A 17,566-nucleotide genomic window follows, 5' to 3' on the forward strand; every position below is an offset into this window, starting at 1 on the left:
GTTTGTGCGGAGACGGTCAGGCGCCGCGGTCCTCGAGAATGCGGGCGATGGCGTCGCGCAGGGAGGACCAGCGGCGGGCGCCTTCGTCCGCGCCGAGAACGGCGAGCGCGAAGATGAAGGGCAGGAAATAATAGATGACGCGGAAAAGCAGAAGCGAGGCGAGAATGCTTCCCTGCGAGGCGCCGGGGAGCGCGTGCAGCATGATCGCCTCGAACACGCCGATGCCCCCCGGCGCGTGGCTGACGACGCCGAGGATGCAGGCGACGACATAGACCGCGACGAAACCCATGAAATCGAGGTCGACGCCCTGCGGCAGCAGCACGTAGAGCGCGCCGGCGGCGGCGCAAAGATCAGCCACGCCGAAGGCGAGTTGCGCCAGCGTCGGGCCGAGACGGGGCAATTCGAGCGCATGGCCGCGAATGTGAATGCGCCGCCGCTCCAGCGCCACCCAGACGCAATAGGCGGCGACCGACGCCGTGACGACGACGCCCAGCGCGATGTGCAAGAAGACCGGGACGTGATCGAGCGCGGCGAGCGCGTCGGCTCCCGTCAGCAGGCTGACGCCGATCATCATCGTCATGCCGAGCCAGAAGGTGACCCCTGTGATGACCGTGATGTTGGCGACCTGCAGGGCGGTGATCTGGACGCGCGAATAAATCCAGTAGCGCACGGCCGCGCCGGTGATGATCGGAAAGCCGAGATTGAAGGAGATCGCATAGCTGGCGAATGAGGCGAGCGCCGCGATGCGATAGGGCGAGCGCATGCGAATTTGATACAGCGCCGAGACGTCATATCCGGTGAGGGCCAGATAGGACAAGGCGGTGAACAGCATTGCGACGAGGATCTGTGCGCCGCTCGTCTCCTTGAGCGCCGTCGCGACGTCGGCGAAATGGATTTTCGACAGGACATTGCCGAGAACGAAGGCGGCGAGAGTGAACAGCGCGAGACTCGCCAATGCGCCGATGATCTGGCCGGCGCCGTGAGGCAGGCGCTGGCTCAGTGTCTCGAAGAAGCTTTTTCGCTGCGGGGCCACGACGACAGGCAGGCGGGGTTGAGGTGAAATGGCGAGATCCTCGTCTTTTTGCATTCTTTGTCTCGCGGGCTTCGGGCCCGAATGGACGGAACTGCGCTTCTTTGCTCGCAAGAGTGGCGCCGTCGCAGCGACTTCGACCGGAAATCATGACGTTTGAATGACGTCGAGCCATCTTCAGGTTGGAGCGGCGAAGACCTGGATCAAGAGAGGCCATGCACATACCAGCGCGGCCGGCCGGCCTCGCGCCCGTAAAGCCCCTCGCGAAACAGCCAGAACAGCAGGCCCTGCGCGTCCTGCGCATGGAAATAATCGCGCGTCAGCCCGTCGTCCCCGGCGCCCCACCAGGGCGGCGCGATGCGCTCCGGGCCTTCATAGGCCACGATTTCATGCAGCGCGCGCCGCCAGCGGAAGCGCAACGGAGGGCCGTCGGGGGCGAGCGCCATGGCCTCGATCGGCTCGGGCCGCTCGAAGAGGCGCAGCGGCCGCGGCGCCTCCTGCGCCGGAAAGGCGACGGGCGCCGGGCCGGAGGCGGCCGGGACGGCGGCGACCGCGAATTCCGGCAGATGCGTCTCCTGTGGATGAAGCCGCAGCACGCGGCGCAGGCCGAGCCTTGCGCCGAGACGGTCGAGAAGATCGGAGAGATCCCGATCGTCCGGCGCGCCCTTCGGCGGCGCGACGAGCGTCGTCTGCGGCGTCTCGAAACTCTCGACCTCGCTGGCGCAGAGCCGGAGCACGTCGAAGCCATAGCCCGCGTCGAGCCCCTCCTCCGTGATCGCCGCAAGGCGCTCGATGAGCAGCGCCGCGAGGCGGGAGGGCTCGCGCAGCGGCCGGCTCGTCCCGGCGGAAAGATGTTTCACGGCGCCGTCGACGCGGTAGAAAACGGCCTCCAGCCGCCGCGCGCCGACGCCGGCGCGCGCAAGCATCGGGCAGAGGTCGGCGGCGAGGAGCCGCAGCGTCGCCTCCACATCGGCGCGCCGGGTGAGCCCGTCGATGAAGCGCCGCTCGGCGATGAAGGCCGGCGCCTCGAAGCGCGGCGTGATCGGATCACGGATGCGGCAGGTCAGCGCGTCGAGCCGGGCGAGCGCCGCCTGTCCGAAACGCGCCGCGAGCGGGGCGCGCGGGCGGGCGAGGAGATCGCCGATCCGGCGCAGGCCGGCCCGGCGCATTCCTGCCAGCGCCTCGGGATCGAGGCCGAGCGCGGCGGCGGGCAAGGCGGCGGCGATCCGGTCGATCTCCTCCTGCGGAGTCTCCGGCGCGACGAGCCGCAGGGTCGAGAAGCGCGCCAGCGCCCGGGCGAGGGCGGGACCCGGCGCGATCGCGGCGCGGGCGGAAAAGCCGAGGGCCGCGAGACGGCCTTCGATTTCCGCCATCAGCGCATTCTCGCCGCCGAAAAGATGCGCCGCGCCGGAAACGTCGAGCAGCACGCCGTCCGGCGGATCGGCGGCGGCGAGCGGGGTGAAGCGGCGGCTCCAGTCGGCGAGCGTCCCGACCAGCGCGGCGTCGGCGCGGGGATCGGCCTCCGCAAGCGCGAGCGCCGGGCAGCGGGCGCGGGCGTCGGCGACCGCCAGGCCGGGATGAAGGCCGAGCTTCTGCGCGCCGGCGTCGACGGCCGTGAGCCGCTCGGCCCCCTTCACCCGGGCGTAGACGGCGAAGGGCTCACGCCCGGCGCCGCCGCGCCGCCGCAGCAGCCGGTCGGTCGCAAGACGGGGCAGGAAGACGCTCAGGAAACGCATGACGAAACACCACTCTTTCGGGATCGAAGGCGAGATCGCGCCATTGCCCTGGATCGATCTCGCCCGTCTCGCCCAGCAGGCCCGCGCGGGCTTTCGTCACCCGCAGCCGCCAGGCGAAGGGCGCGGCGGGCGAGAGCGCCGGGCGGGGACGCGACGGCGGGACAGGAGCGGCGGCGATTTCGAGGCGAAGTTCGGCGGCGCTGGAGAAGCGCGTCGCCTCTGCCCCCTGCGCGACGACGAGGCCGAGGCCGCCGCCGCGCCGCGCCGCGAGCAGCAGGCGGCGCGACGCGGAAAGATCGTAGAGACGCGCGGGCAGGAAGCTCTCGGCGACCACCGCCGCGCAGGCTTCGCTCCTCAGCGCCTCCTCCATCGCCCAGAGAGTTTCGCGCGGACGGCGGACGCGAATGAGCGCGAAGCGGGAGAGGTCCATCCCCGCCGCCGCGAGGCCGCGCCCGTAGGGCAGGCCGAATTCGCCGGCGCTGAAATCCTCGACGATCCAGACCAGCGCCCCGCCGCCGCGCGCCGCCCGCGCCCGCAGCGCAAGCGCCAGAGCGAAGGCGCCCGCTCCCGGCGCGTCCGGCGGGCGGGCCGGCAAAAGCTCGCTCAACCCCGCGCGGCCGGGAGAAAAAAGCGCGTCGATGGAGTCGCGCGCGCCTTCGCGGACGCCCCGCGCGACCCCGTCGCGCGCCTCGATGGCGGCGATGCGGCGGCGCAAAAAGCCGATACGTTCCGAAACGCCGCCCTGCGACATCGGTTGCGAAGTCCCCGAGTTTGGAAAGATCGCCCTCATGGCGATGTTCGATATTTGTTCTCACGCGCCACGAGAGTCAAGCGAAAGAGTCCGGGCGTCGCCGCCAGGCTTGATTACGTCTACATATGGCCCAGCTAACCAAAGGGGCCGACGCGGATGAACGCGTCGATCGACCGATCGGAGGACGCCCCATGCACAAAATGTCCAAGGAGATGCAGAGCTGCGTCGACGAATGTCTGCGCTGCTACCAGATGTGCTTCGGCATGGCGATGACCCATTGTCTCGAAACGGGCGGCGACCATGTGAAACCGAAACATTTCCGCGCCATGATCAGCTGCGCCGAAATGTGCCGCAACGCCGCGCATATGATGCTGATGAAATCGCCGCAGGCCAGACATATCTGCGAGGATTGCGCCGAGGCCTGCGAAGCCTGCGCGAAGGAATGCGACGCCCTTCCCGACATGAAGGATTGCGCCGCGCAATGCCGCCGCTGCGCAGAAGCCTGCCGCAAGATGGCGGGACAAAAGATGGCGGCGTGAGAACCGGCGCTTGCGTCTCACGCAAGCGCCAAGCCGCTCCGGCGCGACAAGGGACGCGCTCGCCGCTACTTCTTCTTGAGCCCCAGAATATAGGCCGCCAGGGAATCGATCTCCTCCGGCGCGAGCATGATGTTGGGCATGTTTTTATGCGAGGAGCGCAGGAAGACCTTCAGCGACAGTTCCGTCGTCGAGACCATATTCGCGACCTCCGCGAAGCGCGGCGCCTTGGGGTCGGGACTCCTGGCCTTGGCGTCCGCGTCGATGGCGTGACAGGCGGCGCATTCGCTCTTTGCGAGGCGCTCGCCCACGGCCGGATCGACGCTCTGCGCGCGAGCCGGGAAAGCGGCGGCGAGAGCGCCGATGAAAGTCATTACAAGCGCCAGCCTCATTCGCGTCCCCCCTTGCGCCTCACTCGCCGCCGTTGAGATCCTCCGGCCGCGGCTGCAGCATGATGTTGTAGCCGGCGTCGACGAGATGGATTTCGCCGGTCACGCCGCCCGAAAGCTCGGAAAGGAAATAAAGCGCCGAACCGCCGATTTCGTCCAGCGTGATCATTCGCCGCAGGGGGCAATGCTGCTTCTGGAAGGCGCCCATCGCCCGCGCGCCGGTGATGCCCGCGCCGGCCATGGTGCGCACCGGCCCCGGCGAGATGGCGTTCACGCGGATGCCGCGCGCGCCGTAATCCGCTGCGAGATAGCGCACGGAGGAATCGAGCGCGGCCTTCGCGACGCCCATGACATTATAGTTCGGCATGACATGCGTGCCGCCGCCGAAGCTCACCGTCACCATGGAGCCGCCCTTCTTCATCAGCGCCGCCGCGCGGCGCGCGGCCTCTGTGAAGGAGAAGCAGGAAATCACCATCGTGCGGATGAAATTCTCGCGCGAGGTGTCGGCGTAAAGCCCCTTCAGCTCGCTCTTGTCGGAATAGGCGATGGAGTGGACGAGAAAGTCCATCTCGCCCCAGTCATATTCGAGACGCGCGAAGACGTCGTCGACCGTCGAAATATCCTCGGCGTCGCAGGGCAGCACGAGGGAGGAGCCCAGTTCCTGCGCAAGCGGCTTGACGCGCTTGCCCAGCGCCTCGCCCTGATAGGTGAAGGCGAGCTCGGCGCCATGGCGCGCCAATACGCGCGCTATGCCGTAGGCGATCGAATGGTCGTTGGCGACGCCCATGATGAGCCCGCGTTTGCCTTTCATCAAACCAGTTGCAACCGTCATCGACACTCTTTCTCTTTAAGCGCGCCGCGCCTTTTCATTTCTTGCGATAATCGCCGCTGAATTCGCAGGACGCCCCATGGAAGTAGAGGCAGCGGCTGTCTTCCTCGACGCTGACGCCCTTTTTCGTGCGGCGGATGGTCAGCGTGCAGGTCTCGTTGTCCTCTTTCTGCGTGGCCGCCAGCGCGTCCCCGACCACCGCGCCCACGCCATCGAAGACGCCCGTGCAGTCCGGCGTCCCGACGACCGCCTCGACTCGAAAATCTCCGTTCGCACGGCGCTTGATGTCGAGGCTCTGCGAATACTCCTTCGTCGCTTTGGACTTCACGCCCCCGACATACCGGCCCTCAAAAGCGGCCGCGCCGGAGGCGGAGGCGAGCGACCACGCGAGCGCGATAACGCCTGAAACTCCTGCTCGCCTTCTCGTCGTGGCGTTTGTCATGAAGCGTTCCTTAACGCGGCCCAGCCGCAAGCGCCACCGTCTGGCCGGCCCCGTTCCGCCAAAAATCCTGAAAACCCGCGGCCTGCGCCGAGCGAGCGGCGCAGGGACATGCTGCAAAGCTGCAAAAAACGCGGCGCGCCGGATGGCCGTGTCAGGGCCGCCTCCGGCAGTTGCTCGGCGCCCGCCGAAATCTGGCGCGCGCCGGAACGCCCTTACGCGTCGGGATGCTTGAAGACCAGCGTGGCGTTGGTGCCGCCGAAACCGAAGGAGTTCGACAGCACGGCGCCGAGCTTCACATTGTCGCGACGCTCCAGCAGGATCGGCATGTCCGCGAAGTCGGGGTCGAGCTCGTCGATATGGGCGCTCTTGCAGATGAAGCCGTTCTGCATCATCAGCAGCGAATAGATCGCCTCCTGCACGCCGGTTGCGCCGAGCGAATGGCCCGTAAGCGACTTTGTCGCGGCGATCGGCGGACATTTGTCGCCAACGCCGAAGACTTCGCGCAGCGCCTCGATCTCCTTGGCGTCGCCGACCGGCGTCGCGGTGGCGTGCGGATTGATGTAGTCGATCGGACACTTCACGGTGGAGAGCGCCTGGCGCATGCAGCGCACGGCGCCTTCGCCCGAGGGCGCGACCATGTCGTAGCCGTCCGACGTCGCGCCATAGCCCGCCACTTCGGCGTAGATCTTCGCGCCGCGGGCCTTGGCGTGCTCATATTCCTCGAGCACCAGCACGCCCGCGCCGCCCGCGATCACGAAGCCGTCGCGGTTCTTGTCATAGGCGCGGGACGCCGTCGCCGGACGGTCGTTGTAGGCGGAGGACATCGCGCCCATGGCGTCGAAGAGGACGGAGAGCTCCCACTCCAGCTCCTCGCAGCCGCCGGCGAAGATCATGTCCTGCTTGCCGTGCTGGATCATCTCATAGGCGTTGCCGATGCAGTGGTTGGAGGTCGCGCAAGCCGAGGAGATGGAATAGTTCACGCCCTTGATCTTGAACCAGACCGCGAGCGTCGCGGACGCCGTCGAGGACATGCATTTCGGCACCGCGAAGGGGCCGACGCGCTTGGGGCCCTTGGTGCGGGTGATGTCGGCCGCCTCGACGATGGTCCTGGTCGACGGGCCGCCCGAGCCCATGATGATGCCGGTGCGCTCGTTGGAGATTTCCGCCTCGGTCAGCCCTGCGTCGCGGATCGCCTGATCCATGGCGACATGGTTCCAGACGGTGCCCGTCGCATGAAAGCGCATGGCGCGGCGGTCGACGACGGTCGAGGGATCGAGCGTCGGCATGCCGTGGACCTGCGAGCGGAAGCCGAGTTCGGCGTATTTCTCCGCGCGCACGATGCCCGACTTCGCCTCGCGAAGGGAGGCGACCACTTCCTGCGTCGTATTGCCGATTGACGACACGATGCCCATGCCGGTGACGACGACTCGTCTCATTGTTCTCTCCCCTGGCGTCGGGATCACGGCTCCCGAACTTCCCATCGATTTTCCGTTCAGGCGGCGGGCGCTTCGGCCTTGGCGAGTCCGACCCTCAGATCCTTCGCCTCATAGATTCGCTCCCCGTCGGCCGCCACCCAGCCGTCGGCGATGCCGAGCACGAGCTTGCCCTTGAAGACGCGCTTGAAATCGACTCCATAGGTGACCGTCTTGACGGTCGGGCGCACCTGGCCGGTGAACTTCACCTCGCCGACGCCCAGCGCCATGCCGCGTCCCGGATTGTCCAGCCAGGCGAGGTAGAAGCCGACCATCTGCCAGAGGGCGTCGAGGCCGAGGCAGCCGGGCATGACCGGATTGCCCTTGAAGTGGCAGTCGAAGAACCAGAGGCTCGGCTTGATGTCGAGTTCGGCGCGCATATAGCCCTTGCCATGCTCGCCGCCTGTCTCGAAAATCTCGGTGATGCGATCGAACATCAGCATCGGCGGCAGCGGCAATTGCGCGTTGCCGGGGCCGAAAAGCTCCTCGCGCCCGCAGGCCAACAAGTCCTCATAGCCGAATGACGAGCGCCGTTCGCTCATGGTGATACCGCCTCCCGTTGGAGCCTAAAGCCCTGATTCCCCAGCCTTTACGCTCGACCTCCGAAAGGAGGGCGAGCCGCCCCTTTGTTATCGAAAGGTCCGCGGCCAGCAAGGACGCGCCTTTGCGCTTATGGGCGATTTGTTCCGTAACATAGGCCGCGGCGCGCCGGAAGCGTCTGCTGCGATCGCGTGGACCGCTCGCTGCGCAGGCGCGCAGGCGCCGGCGGACGTTGAGTTCCAGCCGTTTTTTGGTATAAGTCAAAGCTTGGGAGAACAAAGAGCCGCCGCCGATGGACGCCTTTGAAAACGGAGCCGTTGCGCCAGCCGCCGCCTCGCGGGAACAGGACGCGAGCCGCAGGCCGGTTCATGAAATTCTGGACAAGGCGGGGCTTCGGCCGACGCGCCAGCGCCTCGCGCTCGGCGAACTGCTCTTTTCCGGCCGCGACCGCCATGTGACGGCGGAGCGTCTCTATGAAGAGGCGGCCGCCGCCAATCTCTCGGTCTCGCTCGCGACCGTATACAACACGCTGCATCAGTTCACCGACGCAGGCCTCCTGCGCGAAATCGCCGTGGACGGGACTCGGGTCTATTTCGACACCAATGTCAGCGACCATCATCATTTCCTGATCGAGGACGATGGCGAGCTGTGCGACATTCACGGCTCGAACATCACGATCGCAAATCTGCCCGCGCCGCCCGAGGGACTGCGCGTCGAGCGCGTCGACGTCGTGGTCCGGCTGCGGCGGGACAAGCCCGCCTCCTGACGGGTTCCGGCGCTACTCCACCTTCTCGCCGGGATAGACGCCCCAAAGATTTTCCTGCTGAATGTAGCCGTCGAACTCCTTGCCCGCGAGACGGCACCATTTGCCGTCGCAGCCGCGCAGCGTCCCGATCACGCCGGGGCCGAGCTTGGCGACCGGCGTCGTGTGATCCGAGGCCGTGAGGAGCTGCGGCTCTTTCTTCCAGGGCGCGATCAGCGCGGTGCGCCGGCCTGACAGCAGCGAGTGCAGGACCCAGCCCTCCGAGCCTTCCGAATCGCGGATCTTGCGCCAGGTCTCGAATTCGGCGGTGATCTCCACGGGCAGGCCGGCCCGCGTGTAGATCCAGAGGGTGGGGTGCTCCTTGCTCGGCCCCTCGCGCACATTGACGCGATCGGACTTCAGGCTGACGTAGCGCGGGATCGGCAGATTGCTCACCGGCCCCTTCTGCTGCTCCTGCGCAGGCGCCAATGTTGCAAAAATCAGGCAGAACGCGCCGATCAGCAGGGCGGCCCCGCCTGTTGCAAAGTCTCTTTTCCGATGCGGCATGATGAACTGGTCGCTCGTCTTGTCTTTGGCCCGTCATCTGCTAGGAAGTCTAAGCCCAGCGCACGGACGGCGTATTGGTTTTGTCGCTTATCGCCGTTAAGACCGGGTTGAAAAGGGCGCAGGATTCGACCGCGGTCTTTACCCGCGAAGATTGTGAATCGGCTCGGGCGACTGGGCGAAATTGTATCGGAAATTGCGGATTTCTGCTACGCAGCAACGCATAGGCGAGCCGAGGGGATAAAGCGCAAGATGCCGAAAAAGAAGCCGCTCGTTGTCGTGACGCGTCGACTCCCCGAGGTGATCGAGACTCGCATGTGCGAACTCTTCGACACGCGCCTCAACGAGACCGACAGGCCGCTCACCCACGACGAACTGGTCGAGGCCATGCGCACCGCGGAAGTCCTGGTGCCCACCATCACCGACCGCATCGATTCGCATCTCATCGCCCAGGCGGGCGAGCAGATGAAACTCATCGCCAATTTCGGCAATGGCGTCGACAATATCGACGTCGCCTCGGCGCTCGGCCGCTCGATCACGGTCACCAACACCCCCGGCGTGCTGACGGAAGACACCGCCGACATGACCATGGCGCTGATTCTCTCGGTCGCGCGCCGTCTGGTGGAAGGCGCCAGCGCCATTCCCGAGGGCACATGGTCCGGCTGGTCGCCGACCTGGATGCTCGGCCATCGCATCACCGGCAAGCGGCTCGGCATCGTCGGCATGGGCCGCATCGGCCAGGCGCTCGCCCGCCGCGCCAAGGCCTTCGGCCTGTCGATCCACTATCACAACCGCCGCCGCGTTCCCGTCGAGATCGAGGAGCAGCTGGAGGCGACCTATTGGGAATCGCTCGACCAGATGCTGGCGCGCGTCGACATCGTGTCGATCCACTGCCCGCATACGCCGGCGACCTACCACCTGCTGTCCGCGCGACGGCTGAAGCATCTGCGCCCGCAGGCCATTCTGGTGAACACCGCGCGCGGCGAGATCGTCGACGAGAACGCGCTGGTGCGCATGCTGGAAGCCGATGAAATGGCCGGCGCGGGCCTCGACGTGTTCGAGCACGAGCCCGCCGTTTCGCCCAAGCTCCTGAAGCTCGCCCAGTCCGGCAAGGTCACGCTGCTGCCGCATATGGGCTCGGCGACGATCGAGGGCCGCATCGACATGGGCGAGAAGGTCATCATCAATATCAAGACCTTCATGGACGGCCACCGCCCGCCGGATCGCGTTCTGCCCAGCATGCTGTAAAAGTAGACGCGCCGGCGCCCGACCGCCGCCAGATTTTGCGGCGATGATCGTCCCGCGTCGCTTTGAATTCAGGGAGAACGCCCAGATGAACAGATTTTTCCTCGCTGTCGCCGCCACCCTCTGCGCCGTGGCGCTGGCGGCGCCGGCCGAGGCCAAGAAGGCGAAGCCGGCGGCCGGCGGCGAGCAGCAGCAACAGCAGCAGGGCGAAGGCGAGGACGCCGCCGGCATTCCGCGCTACCAGCCCTTCCCGCACAATCGCAACTTCGTCCTCAAGGAAATCAACGGCAAGGCCCCGCCCGTCGAGATGTGGATCACCATCGACGCGACGGGTCGCGCAAACGGCTTTTCGGGCTGCAAGAACTGGTCGGGCGTCTTCGTGATCGGCCCCAACCGCCTCGGCCCCAAGGCCATGCCGGCGATCAACGAGCAGAAATGCGACGGCGCCCTCGCCTCCATCGAGAAGGACTATTGGGGCGTGCTGCTTTCCGGCCCCTATTGGGACACCAAGGGCGACGAACTGACGCTGAAGGGCTTCAAGGGCGGCGTGCTGAAGTTCCAGCGCTCGCTTTGATACGAAGTAGCAAAAGGGATGCGAGGCGCGAGGCCTCGCGTTCCTATTTCACCGGCGCAGCATAGAGCGGGCAGGGCGACTGGCGCAGGACGCGCTCGGTCGTCGAACCGCGCAAGGCGTCGAGCAGCCCGTGACGGCCGCGCGTCGGCATGGCGATCATGTCTGCGCCAATCTCCTTCGCGTAATTCAGGATCGTCTCCACAACCGGCCCCTGCCGCAATTCGATATGCGGCAGCAGCCCGTCAAAGATGGGCAGATCATCGCCGACATGCAGCAGCATGACGTCGGCGGCCGGGTTCAGCGCATGGGCGAAGTCGGCGACATGGCGGAAGGCGTCGAGCGGGGCCACGCTCGCCTCGACCGGCATCAGCACGGTGTTGAGCGACACCGCGCCCGTCTCGCGATCCACGAAGCCGGCCTGATCTTCGCGCAGGAACAGCGCGGGCGTCTTCGCCTCGCGCGCCGCCTCTTCCGCGACCGACCCCTCCAGCCAGCGCTCCAGCCCGCTGCGATTATGGGTCATCAGCACCATGAGGTCGCACATGTGCCGCTCGACATAGGCGGCGACGCCATGCACGGGCGTATCCGACTCGACGGCGGCCTTGATCAGCTTGACGCCGAGCTTCTCGGTCACTTCGGCGCGCGAGGCGCTCGGCTCGATCATCCGCCAGCGCGCGAGCATTTCGCGAACATGGGGAAAGCGCTCCCAGTCGTCTTCGTCCTGATCCTCCCCCTCGATGTGCAGGATATGCAGCAGCGCCCTCGACGCGACGGCGATGCGCAGCGCATGCGCGAAGGCGTCGAGGCTCCCGAAGGAAAGGTCGGTCGGATGGACGATGGATTTGGGCGGATTGCCGAGCATTTGCATTTCCCCTGGCCGCGTTACCCAGAAAACTATAGCGCGCCGAAGGTGACGCAAGGACGAGCTTTGTCGCAGGCCCTCACTCCTGCCCCTTCTGCGCCGCGAGCGCCTGCGCGACCCTCTCGACGAGCTCGCTTTCGGGGATGGAAATCTGCGCGGGGCGCGCGGCCTTCCATTCCTCATTCGTGGCGATCGCCGCCGCGGCCCTGGCGCCGGCCACGAGATCCTTGATCTGCACTTCGCCCTTCGCCTTTTCGTCCGAACCCTGGATGACGACGAGCGGGCTGTTGCGCCGGTCGGCGTATTTCATCTGCGCCTTCATGCCGGCGGCGCCGAGATAAAGCTCGGCGGCGATTCCGCCCTGCCGCAATTGCCCGACAATGCGCTGATAATCGGCGAGCCGGTCGCGATCGAGCACCAGCACCACCACCGGCCCGACATGCGGCCGCGCCGTGACGATCGGACTTCCCACGAGCTTCAGCGCCGCGAAGAGGCGCGACACGCCGATGGAGAAGCCGGTCGCCGGCGTGTTCTCGGGCCGGAAGCGCCCGACGAGCCCGTCATAGCGCCCGCCGCCGCCGACCGAGCCGAAGCGCACCGGATGGCCCTTCTCGTCCCGCGTCTCGAAAGTGAGGTCCGCCTCGAAGACGGGGCCGGTATAATATTCGAGGCCGCGCACGACGGAAGGATCGATGCGGATGCGGTCCGGCCCGAAGCCGGCGTCGCGCGCAAGATCCTCGATCTCCAGTAGCTCCTCGGCGCCCTGCGCTCCGATGTCGCTCTTGCCGAGCAGGCCGAAGAGATCGAACTGCGGCTTGCCGTCCCGATATTGGCCGCCGAGGCTGAAGGAGAGGATCGTGTCGATCGCCTCGAGCGGCAGGCCCGCGCCTTTGGTGAAATCGCCGCTCTCGTCCTTGCGGCCCTCGCCGAGCAATTGCCGCACCCCGTCGGGGCCGAGCCGGTCGAGCTTGTCGATGGCGCGCAGCACCACGAGGCGGCGCCCTGCGTTTTCCTCGCCGCCGACGCCGATCGCCTGCATGACGCCGTCGAGCACCTTGCGGCTGTTGATCTTGATGACATAGTCGCCGCGCGCAATGCCGAGCTTCTCCAGCGCGTCGGCCGCCATCATGCAGATTTCCGCGTCGGCGGCGGGCGAGGCGGAGCCGACGGTGTCCGCGTCGAACTGCATGAACTGGCGGAAGCGCCCCGGCCCCGGCTTCTCGTTGCGGTAGACATGGCCGAGCCGGTAGGAGCGATAGGGCTTCGGCAGCCGGTCGAAATTCTGCGCGACGAAACGGGCGAGCGGCGCGGTCAGGTCATAGCGCAACGACAGCCATTGCTCGTCGTCGTCCTGAAGCGAGAAAACGCCCTCGTTCGGCCGGTCCTGATCGGGCAGGAACTTGCCGAGCGCGTCCGTATATTCGAACGCCGGGGTCTCCAGCGCCTCGAAGCCGTAAAGCTCATAGACCGAGCGGATGACGTCCAGCATGCGCGAGGTCGCGGCGAGTTCGCCCGCTTCTCGGTCGGCGAATCCGCGCGGCGCGCGTGCTTCGACTTTGGTCTTTGCTTCTTCCTTGGACATTTGGCCTTGTTCGCCGTGAGGGCGCTGAATCGCCCTCCCCTTTAGGGGGAAGGTTGGACCGCAAGGCGGTCCGGGGGTGGGGTGAATTCAGCCGCCTTCCTAGCATTTTCCCATGCGGAGGGAAGCCGCGCATCGGGAGGAAAAAAGCGCAAATGCGACCCGCAGCGCGGGCAATCGGAGCTGCCGAAGCCTTCGAGGGGGATTGGCAGCGCGGCGAGCGCGGCGTTGAGCGCGCATTCGTCGCCACCCTCGACGATGAAAGCCCCGCGCGCCTCACCCGCGACGGTGAGCTGGTCGATGTGCCAATGGGGGCGTTTGTCGCGGCGCATGTGGCGGGCGAGGCGCGCACGTAACCCGCCCGATCCGCGCGCCGAGCCGCAATAGAGATAGTCCCCCGGCGCGAGAACCGCAGCGCGCTTGCCGGCCGTGACGGCCAATGGCGCGTCGAGCCGCAGCCACAGCGCATAGGCGCCGGGCGCTGCGGGGGCGTCGGCGGCGTCGATGACGAAACGGATCATCGCTCACCCAGGCGGCGCGCGCCCTTTCGGGGCGGGGTCGAGCGCGCGTTTACCCTGCCGCAAGCTCGGCCTCGACGGGGAGACCGGGATTGCCGACAATCGAAAAATGCTGCGCAGCAATCCTTGCACAAAACCGATTTCCCGCCGAGAAATGCTGCGCCTTTGCTGCGCGGTAAGTATTTATCAAGTCTCACAAATTCCCGCAGCCCATGCGAGGACCGCCGATCTCGCCCTTCGGCTTCGGGAAGCCGCGGCGCGAGGCGCCGCCGTGAACCTTCCCGCCGGTGAAATATCCCTCATGGGCCTCGACCTCCCGGACGGGACGATCCTCAAAGGCGTTCCCGGCCGCACGGTGTTGAAGCTCGCCGGCCTCGGCCCGCTGCTTTCCGCCAGCATGGCGAAAAGAATTACGCTGGAATCGCTCATTCTCGAAGGGGCCGAAGCCTTTATCCCCCGCGAAAAGGGCCTTCTCGATTTCGCCGACGTGATCGACCTCACGATCCGCGATTGCATGATCCGCCGCTCGACGGCGCGCGGCGTCAATCTCCTGCGCTGCGGCGGCGTCTTCGCCGGGAATACGATCGAGACAGTCGCCGATTCCGGCTTCCATTCGCTCGACGGGCTGGGGATCGACGTCGACGACAATCTTGTGCGCAAATGCGGCGACAATGGCGTCGTCGTCTTCACCACGACCGCCGGCCGCTATGAGGGCTCGCGCATTCGCAACAACAGGATCGAGGACATTCTCAACCGCTCGGGGGGCAACGGGCCCTTCGGCAATGGCGTGCTGATCTGGGGCGCGGGCGCGGTGCGCGTGGCGCATAACCGCATCTCGCGCTGCGCCTACACCGCCGTGCGCAACAATGCGGGGCATGGCGTCGAGGTGATCGGCAACGACTGCAGGACCTTCGGCGAAAAGGCGATGTACGCCGAATTCGGCGCGAAGGACGCCGTCTTCCGCGACAATCGCATCGAGGACGCCGGCGCGGGAATAGCGGTCGCAAATTCCGACAAGGGCACGGATGGCGCGGTCATTTCGGGCAATGTCATCATCGGCATGAGGGAGAGCCATCCCGATTCCGACTTCGGGCCGGACATGCTCTGGCTGACAGGAATCCTCGCCGAGAAGAACGCCGACATCGTCGGCAACCGCATCGTCGGACCGGGCTGGATCGGCGTCGCGCTCGGCGGCTGGCGCGAGAATCTGCGCGCCGAGGCGAATGACATCGCCGGCGTCGACTATGGAGTGGTCTTCGCGACGGGCGAGGGCGCTGGCGACGCCCTCATCGCGCGCAACCGGATCAGAGCGCGAAAAGGCGCGATCGTCGCCACGGCGGGAACGGAATTCCTGCCCGGCGATCTGGCGGCGCCCGGCGCGCGAAAATATCCCCGGTTGACGGTGCGGGACAATGAGACGACCTAGCTAGAATTTCGTCAGCACGAAGCGGACGAGCGCAGCGCAGACGGCAAGAGTCAGCGTCGCGCCCATCGCCGGAAACGCCATGTGACCGGCGCTGTCGAGCGTTATGAAATCGATCGCCTCCACACCGAGCGCGGCGCCGAACCAGATCGCGACGCTGGCGGCGAGAACGATGAAAAGGCGGGTGAGTCCCTTCGCGACTTGCGCCGGAGGCGTATGTTTCCAGTAGTAGAACTGAATCGCGACAAAGCTGGCCAGCAGCGCGAGGAAAACCATGCCCGCCCACTCGCCGAAAAGCGCATCGGGGGTCCAGCGCCGATATTGTTCGGGCATCCAGCGCGAGCAGACGAAAACAATGGCGACGGCGGCGAGCGAAAAGAAAAAGGGAACGCCGATGCGCGCGCGTCCCAGCAGAGCGAAAAGCCAGGACTTGTCTCTGAACAGCGCGTCGTTTTCCCCGATATGGCCGAAGGGCTTTTCTCGCGTGACGATGAACTTCGCGATCTCGGGCCAGTGTCCCTCCCCGATCGCGCCGCTGTGGCCGCCTTTCGCGTAACGCTTCGATTGCGTCAGCTCGGCGCCATCCATCTCGATCTGATCGAATCCATCGAAGCCGCCGCCGCCGAGGTCCGTGAAATATTCGAGGCTCTTGGGCAGGAGGGCCACGACCCAGTCCGTGCCGCCGCGCGCATTGTGAAACCTCCGCACGCGCTCCTGCGCGATCTTTTCCTTCCAGTCATAGGCCGGATGAACCACGCTGCCGGCGAAATAGATGTTGCCGAAACGCGCCGCCGGATAATGCTCCAGGGAGCTTGCGGCGAGATATGTGCCGTTGGAGTGGCCGACGTAATGCATGGTCGCGCGCGGAAACTGCGCGCGGGTTTCGACGTAGAGATCCATGAACCATTCGACTTTTTGCCGCCTGATCCAGGGCATGATGAACGCGCCCATCGGAAAATAGCCATAGGTCTGCGTGCAGGCGACAAACGGCGCGCCGTCCGCTCCGTCGGGGTCGGCGGCGCGCGTCGCCTCGTCCGTTTCCTTGATGCATTGCGCGATGCGCTGCGTCCAATAGCCGTCGTCGCGTATGCCGTGCATGACGAAGACGACGTCGGTCACGCCCGGGTCGACGGGCGACTGGCGGTCGAAGAAATAGGCGGGATTGAGCGAGAGTCGCGCCAGTTCCTGCGGCGGAAGACTCAATGCGCTCGCAAAGATCTCCTTGCGCTTTTCGAGGATCTCGCCGCTTTCCACGACCGGTCTTTGCAGGAGCCCGCGCTTTCTCCCCAGTGAATTGCTGAAATCGACAACCCCGCCGTGGTCGCTCCCCTCCATTTGCAGCAGGAAGTAACGCTTCTCGTCGGCGTCGTCCTCCAGCCAGGCCGTCGCCTCGACGTCCCGGTCCACCTGGTCTCGCGGCGACACGAAATCATCTTGCGACCCGATCACCTGCACGACGATCGGATTGGCTGCTTGCTTCTCGTCCGGCGCCGCAAGAAGCGCCGCCGGGCGCCCCGCATTGTAAAGCTCGCGAAGTTTCTCGTTGTGCCAGCGACGGTAAGCCATCCACAGCAGCCGGGTCTGGACGATGAAGGGCGCGCCCTTTCGCGCGTCGAGCATCGTCCGGCCCGGCTTGCGTTCGCTTATTCCGGATAATTCCAGGAGATCCAGCACACGGCCCCAGGCGCCCAGAATATTCAGACCGATCGAATAGAACCAGCTGGTGCTGTCGGAAATGCTCCAGCCCTTGTCCCACGAAGCGAGCAGCACGAGGCGCCTGACGCTCCTGGCCCATTCGCAAGGGAGTCCCTTGTCGCGCTTTTGCGCGACAGCCTTCCACAATTCGTCACGCACCGAATATGCGCCCGAGTAATCGGACGGATTCAGCGAACCCGCGAGAAAGACGCGCCGCAGGATCGTGCCGCCGATGCTGTGCCCGATGAAAATGACGTTTTGGTATTTTTCGCCCGCCTTGGCGTCCCATATCCGGTCGAGGTCGGCCACGAGATTGAGGACGAGTTCATCGGCGCCGCCGCCGTCGAGCCGATGCTGATAGGGCAAGTCGGGGGCGTAGACGTCGACCTCGTCCTTTCCGTAAACCGCCTCCACGACCCTGATCAGATCGGCGAGTTGCTTATGCGTCGACGCGAATGCGTGCAGCATCACGACGAGCGTTTTCGCTCCGGGAGCGGAAGTGAAGACGGGAATGTTGTACGTCAGCGCCGGGCTCGTCGAATTCATTTTCGACCTCGAAAAAATTTCCCGGCCGGAATTCGGCCGAATGAATGAAATGCGACTCCGCCACGATCGCGAGCGGACGAAAGTTTATAATTA

Annotated in this window: 18 protein-coding genes; 5 read left to right on the top strand and 13 right to left on the bottom strand. The window is 66.0% G+C overall.

All coding sequences use genetic code 11. The annotated features are described in order from the left end of the window. Positions 1-16: 16 nt before the first annotated feature. From LG047_RS09780 to LG047_RS09790, 3 genes are all read right to left on the bottom strand, one after another. On the bottom strand, positions 17-1,087 hold the full coding sequence (locus LG047_RS09780; protein ID WP_036288384.1) for a lysylphosphatidylglycerol synthase domain-containing protein: 1,071 nt from the start codon (positions 1,085-1,087) through the stop codon (positions 17-19). 146 nt (positions 1,088-1,233) lie between these two features. Continuing rightward, entirely contained in the window at positions 1,234-2,766 is a 1,533-nt protein-coding gene (locus LG047_RS09785; protein WP_227966474.1) for a DNA polymerase Y family protein, read from the bottom strand. Beyond that, positions 2,690-3,517 carry an ImuA family protein gene (locus LG047_RS09790; protein WP_227966475.1) on the bottom strand — a complete coding sequence of 276 codons (828 nt, stop codon included), beginning with the start codon at positions 3,515-3,517 and terminating at the stop codon, positions 2,690-2,692. Before LG047_RS09790 ends, LG047_RS09785 begins: the two co-directional genes overlap by 77 nt. A gap of 191 nt (positions 3,518-3,708) precedes the next feature. Here LG047_RS09790 and LG047_RS09795 point away from each other — a divergent pair, with 191 nt between their 5' ends. After that, positions 3,709-4,056: a four-helix bundle copper-binding protein gene (locus LG047_RS09795; RefSeq protein WP_036288389.1), complete on the top strand. Its 348-nt coding sequence runs from the start codon at positions 3,709-3,711 to the stop codon at positions 4,054-4,056. A gap of 65 nt (positions 4,057-4,121) precedes the next feature. On the opposite strand, the gene LG047_RS09800 is transcribed toward LG047_RS09795, so the two are convergent. The 5 genes from LG047_RS09800 to fabA form a co-directional block, all read right to left on the bottom strand. After that, positions 4,122-4,427, bottom strand: a complete 306-nt coding sequence (locus LG047_RS09800; protein WP_227966476.1) for a cytochrome c family protein — start codon at positions 4,425-4,427, stop codon at positions 4,122-4,124. A 37-nt stretch (positions 4,428-4,464) separates the two neighbouring features. After that, complete coding sequence (gene fabI / locus LG047_RS09805; RefSeq protein ID WP_036284272.1) at positions 4,465-5,274, bottom strand: enoyl-ACP reductase FabI; 810 nt, start codon at positions 5,272-5,274, stop codon at positions 4,465-4,467. A gap of 34 nt (positions 5,275-5,308) precedes the next feature. Continuing rightward, on the bottom strand, positions 5,309-5,713 hold the full coding sequence (locus LG047_RS09810) for a hypothetical protein (protein ID WP_227966477.1): 405 nt from the start codon (positions 5,711-5,713) through the stop codon (positions 5,309-5,311). A gap of 212 nt (positions 5,714-5,925) precedes the next feature. Beyond that, complete coding sequence (gene fabB / locus LG047_RS09815; protein WP_227966478.1) at positions 5,926-7,149, bottom strand: beta-ketoacyl-ACP synthase I; 1,224 nt, start codon at positions 7,147-7,149, stop codon at positions 5,926-5,928. Positions 7,150-7,205: 56 nt separating this feature from the next. Beyond that, positions 7,206-7,727, bottom strand: coding sequence for a 3-hydroxyacyl-[acyl-carrier-protein] dehydratase FabA (gene fabA / locus LG047_RS09820; protein ID WP_036284278.1), 522 nt, complete (start codon positions 7,725-7,727; stop codon positions 7,206-7,208). Between the two features lie 290 nt (positions 7,728-8,017). On the opposite strand from fabA, the gene irrA reads away from it, so the two are divergent. Next, positions 8,018-8,491, top strand: a complete 474-nt coding sequence (irrA, locus tag LG047_RS09825; protein WP_084679151.1) for an iron response transcriptional regulator IrrA — start codon at positions 8,018-8,020, stop codon at positions 8,489-8,491. Between the two features lie 12 nt (positions 8,492-8,503). Here the strand turns inward: irrA and LG047_RS09830 are convergent, their stop codons facing one another. After that, positions 8,504-9,034, bottom strand: a complete 531-nt coding sequence (locus LG047_RS09830) for an SH3 domain-containing protein (protein WP_036284280.1) — start codon at positions 9,032-9,034, stop codon at positions 8,504-8,506. A 249-nt stretch (positions 9,035-9,283) separates the two neighbouring features. Between LG047_RS09830 and LG047_RS09835 the strand changes: the two genes are divergently transcribed. Further along, positions 9,284-10,279, top strand: a complete 996-nt coding sequence (locus tag LG047_RS09835; RefSeq protein ID WP_227966479.1) for a D-glycerate dehydrogenase — start codon at positions 9,284-9,286, stop codon at positions 10,277-10,279. Positions 10,280-10,364: 85 nt separating this feature from the next. Continuing rightward, positions 10,365-10,850: an META domain-containing protein gene (locus tag LG047_RS09840; RefSeq protein WP_036288395.1), complete on the top strand. Its 486-nt coding sequence runs from the start codon at positions 10,365-10,367 to the stop codon at positions 10,848-10,850. 43 nt (positions 10,851-10,893) lie between these two features. Here LG047_RS09840 and LG047_RS09845 read toward each other — a convergent pair whose 3' ends face one another. The 3 genes from LG047_RS09845 to LG047_RS09855 form a co-directional block, all read right to left on the bottom strand. Next, positions 10,894-11,712: a universal stress protein gene (locus LG047_RS09845; RefSeq protein WP_227966480.1), complete on the bottom strand. Its 819-nt coding sequence runs from the start codon at positions 11,710-11,712 to the stop codon at positions 10,894-10,896. Positions 11,713-11,791: 79 nt separating this feature from the next. After that, positions 11,792-13,294 (bottom strand): histidine--tRNA ligase, encoded by a 1,503-nt coding sequence (hisS, locus tag LG047_RS09850; RefSeq protein ID WP_227966481.1) that lies wholly within the window; start codon positions 13,292-13,294, stop codon positions 11,792-11,794. Between the two features lie 41 nt (positions 13,295-13,335). Next, positions 13,336-13,812 (bottom strand): DUF123 domain-containing protein, encoded by a 477-nt coding sequence (locus LG047_RS09855; protein WP_227966482.1) that lies wholly within the window; start codon positions 13,810-13,812, stop codon positions 13,336-13,338. Positions 13,813-13,963: 151 nt separating this feature from the next. On the opposite strand from LG047_RS09855, the gene LG047_RS09860 reads away from it, so the two are divergent. Next, positions 13,964-15,235 carry a TIGR03808 family TAT-translocated repetitive protein gene (locus tag LG047_RS09860; RefSeq protein ID WP_227966483.1) on the top strand — a complete coding sequence of 424 codons (1,272 nt, stop codon included), beginning with the start codon at positions 13,964-13,966 and terminating at the stop codon, positions 15,233-15,235. Here the strand turns inward: LG047_RS09860 and LG047_RS09865 are convergent, their stop codons facing one another. Beyond that, positions 15,236-17,473: an alpha/beta fold hydrolase gene (locus LG047_RS09865; RefSeq protein WP_227966484.1), complete on the bottom strand. Its 2,238-nt coding sequence runs from the start codon at positions 17,471-17,473 to the stop codon at positions 15,236-15,238. Positions 17,474-17,566: the final 93 nt, after the last annotated feature.

It is taken from the genome of Methylocystis sp. WRRC1 (genome assembly GCF_020733155.1).
Classification (GTDB): Bacteria; Pseudomonadota; Alphaproteobacteria; order Rhizobiales; family Beijerinckiaceae; genus Methylocystis.